The sequence below is a fragment of the Arthrobacter sp. Cza30 genome (assembly GCF_059090765.1).
Genome location: NZ_JBNHGA010000004.1, coordinates 445,329 through 458,351, shown reverse-complemented (window position 1 = coordinate 458,351; position 13,023 = coordinate 445,329). Strand labels below are relative to the sequence as shown.

Below are 13,023 nucleotides of genomic sequence, written 5' to 3'. Positions count from 1 at the left end.
GCCGTCACGCTCGCTTGGGGTAGAACAGGCCGAGCCCGTGCCGCTGCAGCACGTCGTAGGCCTCCGCGTACGTCTGAGGCTCCGCGGCGTCCGGCGGCCCGTAGCGCGCGAGCAGAAGGCCCAGCAGGCCGCGCCCGGGAGAGCTCAGCGGCTTGTGCCTGTGAGGGCCCGACTCCAGATCCGCCGGCTCGTCCTCGTGGGGGTTGGGCGGCATGTACATCGGATGCACGACCGGCCACGTCGCCGGGTCGCGCGGGGTGTCGAGGTTCACGACCGAGAACAGGTCGCCCGCCTCGGCATCCCGTCGTGTCAGAGGACGCAGACCGTGCAGGCGCGTGAGGGTGGCGATGACGGCGGCATGGTGCAGCTCGTCGTGCACGATCGTCCCCGCGCGCGTATACGCCGAGACCGCGATCGCCGGGACGCGAACTCCCAGGCGGTCGAACGCGAACCCCATCTCTCCCACGTCGCCGCCCGCTTCGGGCGGGGTGGCGGCCGGCGGAGGGACGTGGTCGTAGGTGCCGCCGTGCTCGTCGAAGGTGATCAGCAGGAGGGTGTTCATCGCGTTGGAGCCGTCCGGCGTGCTGCTCTGCCTGACCGCGTTGTAGACGTCCGCGACCAGCTTCTCGCCGGCGCGCACGTCGGAGACGGCGGAATCGACGACCATCTGCCCGTCGACCTCGCTGGAGCGGTACACGCCCACGGGCGGGTGGAAGTCGTTGTGGTTGTACACCAGGCGCGGTTCGATGAACGCGTAGGCCGGCAGACGTCCCGCCTGGGCATCGTCGAAGAACTCGGACATGTAGCCGAAGCGGCCCGTGCGCCAGTACGGCTCGAGCGCCGGCGCATGGAGGATGCCCGTGAGGGAGACCAGCTGCATCTCGTCGAAGTACACCTTCCACGAAAGCCCCGCGTCCTCGAGACGGTTGAAGATCGTGGGCGCCGCCGGCGCGTCGAGCCACTTGTCGTAGCCGCCCCCGTGCTTGTTGGTGACGAATCCGTGCGACGTGGAGGCGTGGAAGAACGAGCGGTTGCCGTAGGTCTGCGACGGCACGGCGGCGAACCAGGCGTCGAAGACTGCGAACCCCTTGGCGAGGGTCGACAGCACCGGGAGCTGCTCCGGCGAGAAGCCGCCCATGATGTGGGCGGCTTCGTCCGGCGTGGGCGCGCGGCCGTGGCGCAGACGCGCGACGTTGTTGACATAGTCGCGGACGAAGCCCGACATGGTCGGCTTCGTCCCGGCAGGGGGCGCGTTGAAGGGCTCGGCCATCGCGTCGATCTGACTCGTCGCGTTGGATGCCGGCTCGACCGTGCCGAAGAGCTGCGTGTTGACGTGCGGGAACTCTTCGCCCGGGTCAGGGTTCGGCCGGCCCATCACCTCGTCGGTCGGTCCGCTGTACGGGTGGGCGGCGATCCGCTCGCCCGAGGGAGCGGTGTTGGCGTAGTCGCCGAAGGCGAGACCGTCGAAGGTCTCACCGGCCGGAAGCGTCTCAGGCGTGTACAGCCACCCGAGCATGTTGTCGAAGGACCGGTTCTCTCCCATGAGCACCACGACGTGGTCGAAGCCCGGCTCGTCCCGCGCGGGCGCGGCGCCGATGTCGACAGATCCCTCGCGGTAGCCCGCCTGATACGCGATCGACGCGCCGGCCGCCGCTCCCACGCCGCCGCCGACCACCATTCCGGCCGCGGCGATGCCGCCGAGCTTGAGGAAGTCGCGGCGGGACCGCAGCTCCCCGCCGTCGCCGCCGTCGGCGGGCGCGTCCGGCTGCGGCGTCGCGCCCCCGTGCGCCGCGTCGTCCGTCCTGCCGTCGTGCCCCGACATCGTCGCTCCAGGGTAGGGCACGTGGGCCCGTCAGGCCTCGAGGGCCGCGAGCGCCATGGCCTCGAGGATGCCGCGGACCTCGACGTCGGCCGGACGTGAGCGCAGGGCCCGCACACTGTGCGGGGTGGAGTTGATCAGCCCGAAGCAGGCGTGGGCGCGAACCCGGAGGTCGTCGTTCGCGCGCGCCGGATGGACCGCGGACAGGATGCCGATCCATACCTCGACGTACTCGCGCTGCAGGCGTCGCACGGTGTGGCGGTCCTCGTCGCTGAGACTGCCGAGGTCGCGGTCCTGGACGCGGATCACGTCGGCGTCGCGCAGCGCGAACTCGACGTGGAACGCCACGAGCGCTCGCAGCTGCTGCGCGGGCCGCTCGTGCTCGCCGACGACGGCGCGGCCGCCGCTGAGGAGCCGCTCGCTCACGCGCACCAGGATGGCGCCCAGCAGCGCCTGCTTGTTGGCGAAGTGACGGTACAGCGCCGGTCCGCTCACGCCCACGGCGCTGCCGATGTCCTCAAGACTCACGCCGCTGAACCCGCGCTCGGCGAAGAGCGCGGCCGCCTCCTGCAGGATCGCGGCGTGGCGGTCGGCTTTCGCCCGTCCGCGCTCGCTGACGCCGCTTGTCATTTCAGTTAATCCTCGCTAACCTCGGAGCCAGTTAGTGAACACTAACCAATGCGGTCGCGCCGGGACAACCGGCGTGATCCGATCGTGACGTCGACGGAGATGACATGAGCGTGCCGGCAAGCGGTGCCCTGCGCGAGGACGGCTTCGCCTCCGCGGATGCCTCGCAGCGGGCGCTCGCCCGTCGACTGCGAGAGCGCCTGGCCGCGGCGTCCCTCGGCGGACCCGCGCACGCCCGTGAGCGTCACGTGTCCCGCGGCAAGCTCCTGCCGCGCGACCGCGTCACGCGTCTTCTCGACGAGGGGAGTCCCTTCCTCGAGATCGCGCCGCTGGCCGCTGACGGCCTCTACGGCGGCGAGGCGCCCGGGGCGGGCGTCATCGCGGGCATCGGGCTCGTGCACGGCCGCCACGTGCTCGTGGTGTGCAACGACGCGACCGTCAAGGGCGGCACGTACTACCCGATGACGGTCAAGAAGCACCTGCGGGCCCAGGAGATCGCGCTGGAGAACTGGCTGCCCTGCGTCTACCTCGTCGACTCGGGCGGGGCGTTCCTTCCGCTCCAGGACGAGGTGTTCCCCGATCGGGATCACTTCGGTCGCATCTTCTTCAACCAGGCCCGACTGTCGGCGGCCGGCATCCCGCAGATCGCCGCGGTGCTGGGCTCCTGCACCGCCGGCGGCGCGTATGTGCCGGCGATGAGCGACGAGACCGTGATCGTGCGCAACCAGGGGACGATCTTCCTCGGCGGGCCGCCGCTGGTGAAGGCCGCGATCGGCGAGGTGGTGTCCGCGGAGGATTTGGGCGGGGGAGAGCTCCATGCCCGTCGCTCAGGAGTGGTGGACCACCTCGCGGAGGACGACGAGCACGCGCTCGAGATCGTCCGGGACATCGTCGCGACGCTGCCGCCTCCCGCCGCACCGGCGTGGGAGGCGGCGGCGCCGGTCCCGCCGGCGGCGGATCCGGAGGAGCTCTACGACGTGGTCCCGGTGGACGTGAACCAGCCGTACGACGTCCGAGAGGTCATCACCCGCCTGGTCGACGGCAGCGATTTCCACGAGTTCAAGCGCGAGTACGGCCAGACGCTCGTCACCGGATTCGCCCGCATCCACGGGCATCCCGTGGGCATCGTGGCCAACAACGGCGTCCTGTTCGGCGAGTCGGCGCTCAAGGGCGCGCACTTCATCGAGCTGTGCGATCAGCGCGGGACCGCGCTGCTGTTCCTGCAGAACATCTCCGGCTTCATGGTGGGCAGGGACGCCGAGGCGGGCGGCATCGCCAAGGACGGCGCGAAGATGGTCACGGCCGTGGCGACCACGCGCGTGCCCAAGCTCACGGTGGTCATCGGCGGATCCTTCGGCGCCGGCAACTACTCGATGTGCGGACGGGCGTATTCGCCCCGGTTCCTGTGGACATGGCCGGCGAGCCGGATCTCGGTCATGGGCGGGCAGCAGGCCGCGTCCGTGCTGTCGACCGTGAAGCGGGACCAGCTCGCCGGGCGTGGACAGGAATGGCCGCCCGAGGAGCAGGCCGACTTCGAGGCTCCCATCCGGGCCCAGTACGAGGAGCAGGGAAACCCCTACTACGCCACGGCTCGGCTCTGGGACGACGGCATCCTGGATCCGGTCGACACGCGCGACGTCCTGGGACTCGCACTCGACGTCATCTCGCGCACCCGTCTTCCCGACACCCGCTTCGGCGTCTTCCGGATGTGAGCCATGATCGACCGCGCTGACGGCAGAGCGACCGCGACCGGGCTGTTCGACACCGTGCTGGTGGCGAACCGTGGCGAGATCGCGCGCAGGGTCATCCGGACGCTCCGGCGCCTGGGCATCCGCTCGGTCGCCGTCTACAGCGATGCCGACGCCCAGGCGCCGCACGTCCGTGAGGCCGACGTGGCCGTCCGGATCGGCCCGGCGCCCGCGGCCGCGTCGTATCTCGACATCGAGGCGGTCGTCGCCGCCGCGCGGCGGACCGGGGCGCAGGCGGTGCATCCCGGGTACGGATTCCTCTCCGAGAACGCCGCCTTCGCCCGCGCGTGCATGCGGGCGGGCATCGTCTTCATCGGGCCGGGCGAGCGCGCCCTCGACGTGATGGGCGACAAGATCCGGGCCAAGGAGCACGTGGCCGCGCACGGCGTGCCGACGGTGCCGGGCTTCAGCGCCGTCGGCATGACGGATGCCGAGATCGCCGCCGCTGCCGAGAGCGCCGGCTTCCCGCTCCTGGTGAAGCCGTCCGCGGGCGGCGGCGGGAAGGGCATGCAGGCTGTGCAGACGGCGGCGGAGCTCCCCGACGCCCTGGCGACCGCCCGCCGGGTCGCCGCCGCCGCCTTCGGCGACGACGCCCTGCTGCTGGAGCGCCTGATCGAACGGCCGCGTCACATCGAGGTGCAGATCCTCGCGGACGGGCAGGGCGGGATCATCCACCTGGGAGAGCGCGAGTGCACGCTGCAGCGTCGACACCAGAAGGTCATCGAGGAGGCGCCGTCGCCGGTCGTCGACGGCGCTGTGCGAGACCGCCTGGGCGCCGCGGCCTGCGCGGCGGCGGCGTCCGTGGATTATCGCGGCGCCGGCACGGTGGAGTTCCTCGTGTCCGGCGACCGGCCCGACGAATTCTTCTTCATCGAGATGAACACGCGGCTGCAGGTGGAGCATCCCGTCACCGAGCTGGTGACGGGCGTGGACCTCGTGGAGCAGCAGGTGCGTGTGGCGGCGGGGGAGCGGCTCGGCATCGCGCAGCACGACGTGCGGCTGACCGGACACGCGATCGAGGCGCGCGTGTACGCGGAGGCGCCCGAGCGCGGCTTCCTGCCCGCGACGGGCGACGTGCTGCTGTGGCAGGCGGCGCCGCACGCGCGCACCGACAGCGCCGTCGAGACCGGCAGCGCCGTCACAGCGGACTACGATCCCATGATCGCCAAGGTCATCGCGGTCGGAGACGACCGCGATGAGGCGCTCCGCCGTCTCGACGACGCCCTCGCCGAGACGGTCGTGCTCGGCGTCGACACGAACATCGCGTTCCTCCGGACGCTCATCGCCCACGCCGACGTGCAGGCCGGTGCGATGGAGACCGGACTGATCGACCGCATGCCGCCCTTCGCATCACCGCCTCCCGACGACAGCGTCCTCCACGCCGCCGCCGCGGCGTGGGACCGCCTCGGCGGCGCGGCATCCGCGCAGTCGGAGGCCGGGGTCCGAGCGCACGGCGGCGCCGCGCACCACGCGAGCGCCCTCTGGCGCTCGCGCAGCGGATGGCGCCTGACCGGTCCCGTGCCGCCCGTGCAGCGGTTCGAGACGGATGCCGGTCAGCTGGTGTCCGCAGCTGCGCCGACGGGAGACGGCTCGGGCATCGGCGCGGGATCTGCGGCATCCGGCCCGCGCATGACAGGCGCGGCGCCCTCCGACGCGCTCACGACAGTCGACGCCGACGGATGGGTGTGGATCCATGCCGCCGGCCGCACCCACCGCCTGCGCCCGGTGTCGCGGCGCGCAGCGATGCAGCGGCGGCTCGCCGAGCGCGAGCGGTCGACCGCGGCCGCCGACCCCGAGCTGCGCGCCCCCATGCCGGGCGCCGTGGCCGCCGTCCACGTCGCCCCCGGCGACACCGTCGCGGCCGGCCAGCGCGTCGTCACCATCGAGGCCATGAAGATGGAGCACCCGGTCACAGCGCCGCACGAGGGCGTCGTCCGCATCGACGTCGCCGTCGGCGACCAGGTGCGCCGCGATCAGGTGCTCGCGCACGTCGCCTCGCACGAGGCATCCTCACCCGCACCCGCTGCCGACTCCGCCCACGAGGCGGCGCCGGCACCCTCCTGAGACCCCGAGGAGCATCATGGACACCTACGACCTCAGCGATGACGAGCGCGAGCTCGCCGCGATGGTGCGACAGTTCGCCGACGAGATCGTCGCGCCGCAGTCGTACGAGGCGGACCGCACGCACACGCTTCCGCTCGACGTCGTGGCGCAGATGGGGGAGCTCGGCCTGTTCGGGCTGCCCTTCCCCGAGGAGTACGGCGGGCAGGGCGGCGACTACTTCGCCCTGTGCCTAGCCATCGAGGCTCTCGGGCGGGTCGACCAGTCGATCGCCATCACGCTGGAGGCGGGCGTGAGCCTGGGCGCCATGCCGGTGTTCCGGTTCGGCACCCAGGAGCAGAAGCGTGAACTGCTGCCCGACCTGCTGGCAGGGCGGGCGCTGGCCGGCTTCGGCCTGACCGAGCCCGAAGCCGGGTCCGACGCCGGCGCGACGCGCACCACGGCGCGCCTGGATGGTGACGAGTGGGTCCTCAACGGCTCCAAGCAGTTCATCACCAACTCCGGCACCGCGATCACCCGCTTCGTCACCGTGACAGCGGTGACCGGCGAGCGCGAGGGCGCGAAGGAGATCTCCACCATCATCGTCCCCAACGGCACACCGGGCTTCACCGTCGAGCCGGGGTACGACAAGGTCGGCTGGCGCGCATCCGACACCCACCCGCTCTCGTTCCAGGACGCGCGGGTGCCCGCCGGCAACCTCCTCGGCGAGCGTGGTCGCGGCTTCGCGAACTTCCTGCACATCCTCGATGAGGGGCGTATCGCGATCGCCGCGCTGGCCACGGGCGCGGCCGAAGGATGCCTTGAAGCGGCCGTCGACTACGCCCGCAAGCGCACGGTGTTCGGGGAGGCGCTGGCCACCCGGCAGAGCATGCAGTTCCTCCTGGCCCGCATGCACGCACGCGTCCACAACGCACGCCTGGCCTGGCACCATGCAGCGCGCCTGCGGGATGCCGGCCGGCCCTTCAAGACCGAGGCGGCGATCGCGAAGCTCACGGCCAGCGACGCCGCGATGGACAACGCGCGCGACGCGACGCAGGTGTTCGGCGGCAACGGGTTCATGAACGAGTACCCGGTCGCCCGGCACTACCGCGACTCGAAGATCCTCGAGATCGGCGAAGGGACCACGGAGGTCCAGCTGCTCGTGATCGCGCGGGCACTCGGCGTCGCGTGAGGACGGTAGCGTGAGCAACGTGGACGACGACGGCGCGGAGGGCATCGTCCAACGCGGCCTCTACTACGACGAGCTGGACGTCGGGGCGCGGTATCTGCACCGCCCCGGCCGGACGGCGACCGAGGCCGACAACGTGCTGTTCTCCTCACTGACGATGAACGCGCAGGCCCTGCACCTGGACGCGGCCTACGCGCAGACCCAGCCGTTCGGTCAGCGGCTCATGAACTCGATGTGGACGCTGTCGACCATGGTGGGCGCATCCGTCACGCAGATCACTCAGGGGACCCTCGTCGCGCAGCTCGGGCTCTCGGACATCTCGTTCCCGGCGCCGCTGTTCCACGGCGACACCCTGTACACCGAGACGGAGGTCGTCGACAAGCGCCTGTCCGCCTCGCGGCCGGGGCAGGGGATCGTGACGCTCCGCCACACCGGACGCAACCAGCGCGGCGAGATCGTGGCCGTCGCGACGCGCGTGGCACTGATGTGGCGTGCACCGGACCGAAAGGACTCCGCATGAGCTTCGCACTCGGCCCGGCGCTGCTGTTCTGCCCGGCGGACCGTCCCGAGCGCTACACGAAGGCGCTCGAGCGCTCCGACGGTGTCATCCTCGACCTCGAGGATGCCGTCGCTCCGGCCGACAAGACGGCGGCACGCGGCCACCTCATCGAGTCCGAGCTCGATCCTTCGCGGGTCATCGTGCGGGTCAACCCCCTCGGCACCGACGACTTCACGGCGGACCTGGCGACGCTGTCGCAGACCGACTATCGGCGCATCATGGTCGCCAAGGCGGACTCGCCCAAGCGCCTGGCGCGGATCGACGCCCGGTTCGAGGTGGTCGCGCTGTGCGAGACGGCGAAGGGCGTCGCGCAGGCGGACCGGATCGCCGCGCTGGGCAACGTGGTCGCCCTGATGTGGGGCGCGGAGGACCTCGTGGCAAGCCTCGGCGGCACATCCAGCCGCAAGCCCAACGGCCGCTACCGCGACGTCGCGCGGTATGCCCGCTCGCGCGTGCTGATCGCGGCCGGCGCCCGCGGCAAGGCAGCGATCGACGCGGTGCATCTGGACATCGGCGACAGCAAGCGCCTGGCCGCCGAGGCCGCCGATGCCGCGGCATCCGGCTTCGCGGCGACGGCGTGCATCCACCCGAGCCAGGTGGCCGTCATCCGCGACGCCTATCGCCCTGACGACAAGGCGGTCTCGTGGGCGGAAGGCGTGATCGCCGCCGCGCGCGGTCAGCGCGGCGTCTTCGCGTATGAGGGCCGCATGATCGACGAGCCGGTGCTCCGTCATGCGCGCGTCGTGCTGGCGCGGGCGCGGCGGTGAATTCGAAGGATCCCTCGGCGAGGGGCGCGTCTTTCGCCGAGGGGATGGCGCCGGCTCAGGCGACGAGGCCGGCGTAGGCGACCAGGCGAAGCTCGTCGCCTTCGAAGACGAAGTCGTGCGCGGATCCGTTCGCCAGACGCTCGCCCACAGGCGGGAGCGTGCCGGCCGTGGCGTGGCGGATCACTTCGCGGATGAGCGCGCCGTGCGCGACCACGACCAGCGTGGTCCCAGGCGTCGATGCGGTGGCGCGGCGGTGTTCTTGCACGGCCGAAGCGAGCGCCGACAGGGCACGCGCCCGGAGGTCGGGCCACGATTCGGCGCCCGGCACCTCAGCGGTGTGCCAATCGCCCCAGCGGGCGCGGAAGTCCTCGACGTGCATGCCCTCCGCCTCGCCGTAGCGGCGCTCGCGCAGACCCGGGTAGACGAGAGGTGCCCCGGCCCCGAGCTCGGCGGCGATGATCTCGGCCGTCTCCCGCGCGCGGGCGAGGTCGCTGGAGGCGACCGTCAGGGGAAGCGTCCGGTCCAGACGCGCCCGCAGCGCCTCGGCGGTCTCGCGCGCCTGCGCACGTCCCGTGTCGTTGAGGGGGATGTCGGTGGTGCCCTGAATGCGCCGATCACGGTTCCAGTCGGTCTCGCCATGGCGGATGAGGATCAGCGCAGTCACCTCTCGAGCCTAGGGGCCGTCGCCTTGACGGACGCTGAGCCCCCACGCCGCGCGCGGCACGGGAAGGTCAGGCCGGCGCGGGAAGGACGTCGACGAGGGCGCTGAGGACCTCGCTGGCGCCTGCGTCGATCTTCACCGTCGCGCGGGCGTCGGCGCGCGTCGCACCCCGATTGACGATCACGACGGGCAGCCGGCGTCGACGTGCGCGCTCGAGCAGGCGGATCCCGGAGTTCACCACGAGCGAGGAGCCGGCGACGATGAGCGCGTCGCTGGTGTGCACGAGCTGCTCGGCCTCCCGGAACTTCTCCGCCGGGATGAACTCGCCGAAGAAGACGACATCGGGCTTGAGCATCCCTCCGCACACGGTGCACTCCGGGATGCGGAAGCCCTCGGTGGATTCGGGCAGCACGTCGCCGTCGGGACCCAGCGCGACGTTCTCGGGCACGCGGATCCACGGGTTGTCGCGCTCGACGCGCAGCGCGAGGTCGCGTCGATCGAACACCTGGCCGCAGTGCGTGCAGAACACCCGCCGCATCGTGCCGTGCAGCTCGACGACCCGCCGGCTCCCGGCGCGCACATGGAGGCCGTCGACGTTCTGCGTGATCACGCCGTTGGCGATGCCGCGGTGCTCGAGCTCGGCGATGGCGCGGTGACCGGCGTTGGGCTCGGCGGCCGCGAAGGCGCGCCAGCCGAGATGGCTCCCCACCCAGTAGCGACGGCGCGAGGCGTCGCTGGAGAGGAACTCCGTCACCGTCATCGGGGTGCGCACCGGCGCGCCCTTGCCGCGGTAGTCGGGGATGCCCGAATCGGTGGACAGCCCCGCACCGGTCAGCACGGCGACGCGGCGGCCCGCGAGTGCCTCCGCGGCCGCGGAGACCGCGTCCGCGGTCACCGCGTCGAAGGCGGTATCGATCGTCGTGGTCACGCGGCACACCCCTCTCGCGTCGAGTGTAGGCGTCGAGCATAGACCCGGCGCTTTTCGGGGATGTTTCCGCGCTCTGCGAGAGTGGGACGGTGAGGATCGAATGGATCGCATCTGCCGACGACGAGCGCCTCGGCGACTACCGGGACCTCACGGATGTCGCGCTGCGGCGCGTGCTCGAGCCCGAGGGAGGGCTGTACATCGCCGAATCGGCGAAGGTGATCGCGCGGGCCATGGCGGCAGGACATCGACCCCGCTCGGTGCTCGTCCAGGAGAAGTGGCTGCCCGATATGGAGGCGCTTCTGGTCGGTGCCGACGTCCCGGTCTACGTCGTGGATGCCGCCGTCGCGGAACGGCTGACCGGCTATGCCGTGCACCGGGGCGCCCTCGCGTCGATGCACCGCCCGGTCCTGCCGGAGGTGGCCGAGGTCGTCGAGGGCGCCCGGGTCGTCGTGGTCCTCGAAGACATCGTGGACCACACCAACGTCGGCGCGATCTTCCGGGCCGCCGCCGGCCTGGGCGCCGACGCGGTGCTGGTGAGCCCGCGGTGCGCCGACCCGCTGTACCGTCGCAGCGTGCGGGTGAGCATGGGCACGGTGTTCCAGGTGCCGTGGACACGCCTTCCGCAGTGGCGGCAGGCGCGCGGCATCCTGCACGAGAGCGGCTTCCACCTCGCGGGACTCGCGCTCGCCGAGGACGCCGTGCCGCTCGACGTGTTCGCCGCCGCCGGGCACGAGCGGATCGCCCTGCTGCTCGGAGCCGAAGGCGATGGCCTCACGCGCGCTGCGATCGAAGCCGCCGACACCGTGGTCACCATCCCGATGCACGGCGACGTCGACTCGCTCAATGTCGCCGCAGCCAGCGCCGTCGCGCTGTGGGAGCTGCGCGCCCGCTGAGGGGTCAGGCTCCGGGGCGCACGGTGAGCTCGGTCAGCTCGGCGTCGCGGGGAAGCTCGAGCGCGGCGAGGATCGTGGCAGCGACCGACCGCGGCTCGATCCAGCGCGACGCGTCGTACGCCGAGCCCTCCTGCTGGTGGACCTTCTCCTGCATCGGCGTCGCCGTCCGTCCGGGGTAGACGGTCGTCACGCGCACCCGGTTGGGGCGCTCCTCTTCACGCAGCGCGTCGGCGATCGCGCGGACGGCGAACTTGCTCGCGGCGTAGGAGCCCCATTCCGGGCTCGCGCGCAGACCCGCCCCCGAGTTGACGAACACGACGTGCCCTCGTGCGGCGCGCAGCGCCGGCAGCATCAGGCGCGTCAGCTCCGCCGGAGCGACCGCGTTGACGTTCAGCTGCTGCTGCCACGTCGCCACCGGCGTCTCGCCGACCGGGCCGAGCTCGACCACTCCGGCGACGTGCACGAGAGCGTCCACGCGCGGCGGAACGGGCTGGTGGCTGAAGGCCCAGGACAGCCGCGCGGGGTCGGCGAGGTCGCCCACCAGGGTGTGCGCGGTCGGGAAGCGCTCGCGCAGCTGCGCAGCGCGCCCGGCGTCGCGGGCGAGGAGCCAGAGCTCGTCGCCACGGGCGGCCAGCATCTCGGCGAGGACCGCGCCGATCCCCGATCCCGCGCCGGTCACCACGCTGCAGCTCACGAGTCCATCCCTTCACGCGTCTGCGACGCGGCATCCGCGCGGGGCGCCGACATGACCACCGGCAGGGGATCGGGCCGCTTGGCGGTGATGTGGTCGCCGGACGACTGCTGCCGCAGACGACGCAGCACCCAGGGCACGAGGTGCTCCCGCGCCCACACCAGATCGCTCGTGCGGGCCTTCCGCCACGTCCGATGCGGCAGCGGGTCGGGTTGCATCGGTCGCAGGTCGTTGGGCACGTTCAGGGCGCGCAGCACCATCCGGGCGATCTCATGATGGCCGAGGGCGTTGTAGTGCAGCCGGTCGTCGTCGAAGAAGCGCATGTCCTGCACCTCCTTGAGGGCCCACTGGTCCGCCACGATGCAGTCGTACCGGTCGGCGATGGCGCGGATGTTCTCGTTGTAGATCGCCACCTTGCCCCGGATCCCACGGAACACCGGCGTGAACGCGGTGTCGATGCCGGTGAAGACGACGACGGTCGCACCATCGCGGGACAGCCGCACCACGGCGTCCTCGAACTGCTGCGCGACGGCGTCGGGGTCGGAGCCCGGCCGGATGACGTCGTTGCCGCCGGCGGAGAAGGTGATGAGATCGGGCTTGAGCGCGATGGCCGGCTCGACCTGCTCGGCGATGATCTGCCCGATCAGGCGCCCGCGGATGGCGAGGTTGGCGTACGCGAAGTCGTCAACCTGCTGCGAGAGCACCTCGGCGACGCGATCGGCCCATCCCCGCAGGCCGTTCGGTGAGGAGGGCTCCGGGTCGCCCACGCCTTCGGTGAAGGAGTCGCCGAGGGCGACGTAGCGGCGCCAGGGGTGCGGACCCGCGTTGTCGACGAAGGGGCTGCGGTGATCGTCTTTCGTAGGCATCGTTGTTCCTCGGCTCGTGACCGAAGTCAGGCTACCGCGCCGCGCCGACACGCGCCGCGAGGCGGTCGCCCGAGCGCATCCGTCGGCACGGCGGCGTCCCCGGGATGACTTAGGGTGGTGACTCGTCGTCCACGGGGAGGAGTGCATTCGGTGACAGACGAAGCCGCGCTGGAAGCACCGCCCGCGCCGGAGCCGTCGACCCGACAGCACGCCGAATCGCCGCACGGCGGATCGC

General features: G+C 71.8%; 12 protein-coding genes. 6 read left to right on the top strand and 6 right to left on the bottom strand.

The annotated features are described in order from the left end of the window. Positions 1-4: 4 nt before the first annotated feature. Together AC5RVZ_RS15745 and AC5RVZ_RS15740 are read right to left on the bottom strand one after the other, a co-directional pair. On the bottom strand, positions 5-1,822 hold the full coding sequence (locus AC5RVZ_RS15745; RefSeq protein WP_494066704.1) for an alkaline phosphatase family protein: 1,818 nt from the start codon (positions 1,820-1,822) through the stop codon (positions 5-7). Between the two features lie 30 nt (positions 1,823-1,852). Further along, positions 1,853-2,449 carry an SACE_7040 family transcriptional regulator gene (locus AC5RVZ_RS15740; protein WP_494066703.1) on the bottom strand — a complete coding sequence of 199 codons (597 nt, stop codon included), beginning with the start codon at positions 2,447-2,449 and terminating at the stop codon, positions 1,853-1,855. Positions 2,450-2,553: 104 nt separating this feature from the next. Here AC5RVZ_RS15740 and AC5RVZ_RS15735 point away from each other — a divergent pair, with 104 nt between their 5' ends. From AC5RVZ_RS15735 to AC5RVZ_RS15715, 5 genes are read left to right on the top strand one after another with little or no spacing between them, the layout of a single operon-like run. Then, positions 2,554-4,158 (top strand): carboxyl transferase domain-containing protein, encoded by a 1,605-nt coding sequence (locus tag AC5RVZ_RS15735; protein ID WP_494066702.1) that lies wholly within the window; start codon positions 2,554-2,556, stop codon positions 4,156-4,158. A 3-nt stretch (positions 4,159-4,161) separates the two neighbouring features. Beyond that, entirely contained in the window at positions 4,162-6,258 is a 2,097-nt protein-coding gene (locus AC5RVZ_RS15730) for an acetyl/propionyl/methylcrotonyl-CoA carboxylase subunit alpha (protein WP_494066701.1), read from the top strand. Positions 6,259-6,274: 16 nt separating this feature from the next. After that, complete coding sequence (locus tag AC5RVZ_RS15725) at positions 6,275-7,426, top strand: acyl-CoA dehydrogenase family protein (RefSeq protein WP_494066700.1); 1,152 nt, start codon at positions 6,275-6,277, stop codon at positions 7,424-7,426. Positions 7,427-7,436: 10 nt separating this feature from the next. After that, positions 7,437-7,943, top strand: coding sequence for a MaoC family dehydratase (locus AC5RVZ_RS15720; protein WP_494066699.1), 507 nt, complete (start codon positions 7,437-7,439; stop codon positions 7,941-7,943). After that, on the top strand, positions 7,940-8,749 hold the full coding sequence (locus tag AC5RVZ_RS15715) for an HpcH/HpaI aldolase/citrate lyase family protein (RefSeq protein WP_494066698.1): 810 nt from the start codon (positions 7,940-7,942) through the stop codon (positions 8,747-8,749). Before AC5RVZ_RS15720 ends, AC5RVZ_RS15715 begins: the two co-directional genes overlap by 4 nt. A 55-nt stretch (positions 8,750-8,804) precedes the next feature. On the opposite strand, the gene AC5RVZ_RS15710 is transcribed toward AC5RVZ_RS15715, so the two are convergent. Both AC5RVZ_RS15710 and AC5RVZ_RS15705 read right to left on the bottom strand, forming a co-directional pair. Beyond that, positions 8,805-9,413, bottom strand: coding sequence for a histidine phosphatase family protein (locus AC5RVZ_RS15710; protein WP_494066697.1), 609 nt, complete (start codon positions 9,411-9,413; stop codon positions 8,805-8,807). Between the two features lie 67 nt (positions 9,414-9,480). After that, positions 9,481-10,338, bottom strand: coding sequence for a Sir2 family NAD-dependent protein deacetylase (locus AC5RVZ_RS15705; protein WP_494066696.1), 858 nt, complete (start codon positions 10,336-10,338; stop codon positions 9,481-9,483). Positions 10,339-10,427: 89 nt separating this feature from the next. Here AC5RVZ_RS15705 and AC5RVZ_RS15700 point away from each other — a divergent pair, with 89 nt between their 5' ends. Further along, a complete protein-coding gene (locus AC5RVZ_RS15700) occupies positions 10,428-11,231 on the top strand; it encodes a TrmH family RNA methyltransferase (RefSeq protein ID WP_494066695.1) in 804 nt (267 codons plus the stop codon). Positions 11,232-11,235: 4 nt separating this feature from the next. Here AC5RVZ_RS15700 and AC5RVZ_RS15695 read toward each other — a convergent pair whose 3' ends face one another. Then, a complete protein-coding gene (locus AC5RVZ_RS15695; RefSeq protein WP_494066694.1) occupies positions 11,236-11,925 on the bottom strand; it encodes an SDR family oxidoreductase in 690 nt (229 codons plus the stop codon). Then, on the bottom strand, positions 11,922-12,788 hold the full coding sequence (locus tag AC5RVZ_RS15690) for an SGNH/GDSL hydrolase family protein (protein WP_494066693.1): 867 nt from the start codon (positions 12,786-12,788) through the stop codon (positions 11,922-11,924). The genes AC5RVZ_RS15695 and AC5RVZ_RS15690 overlap by 4 nt, the downstream gene beginning before the upstream one ends. Between the last annotated feature and the right edge of the window lie 235 nt (positions 12,789-13,023).

What these genes read in the sequence shown, in the direction of transcription:
- AC5RVZ_RS15735 (WP_494066702.1), top strand. Translation starts at nt 2,554, where the DNA reads ATGAGCGTGCCGGCAAGCGGTGCCCTGCGCGAGGACGGCTTCGCCTCC.
- AC5RVZ_RS15740 (WP_494066703.1), bottom strand. Translation starts at nt 2,449, where the DNA reads ATGACAAGCGGCGTCAGCGAGCGCGGACGGGCGAAAGCCGACCGCCAC.
- AC5RVZ_RS15715 (WP_494066698.1), top strand. Translation starts at nt 7,940, where the DNA reads ATGAGCTTCGCACTCGGCCCGGCGCTGCTGTTCTGCCCGGCGGACCGT.
- AC5RVZ_RS15745 (WP_494066704.1), bottom strand. Translation starts at nt 1,822, where the DNA reads ATGTCGGGGCACGACGGCAGGACGGACGACGCGGCGCACGGGGGCGCG.
- AC5RVZ_RS15725 (WP_494066700.1), top strand. Translation starts at nt 6,275, where the DNA reads ATGGACACCTACGACCTCAGCGATGACGAGCGCGAGCTCGCCGCGATG.
- AC5RVZ_RS15690 (WP_494066693.1), bottom strand. Translation starts at nt 12,788, where the DNA reads ATGCCTACGAAAGACGATCACCGCAGCCCCTTCGTCGACAACGCGGGT.
- AC5RVZ_RS15730 (WP_494066701.1), top strand. Translation starts at nt 4,162, where the DNA reads ATGATCGACCGCGCTGACGGCAGAGCGACCGCGACCGGGCTGTTCGAC.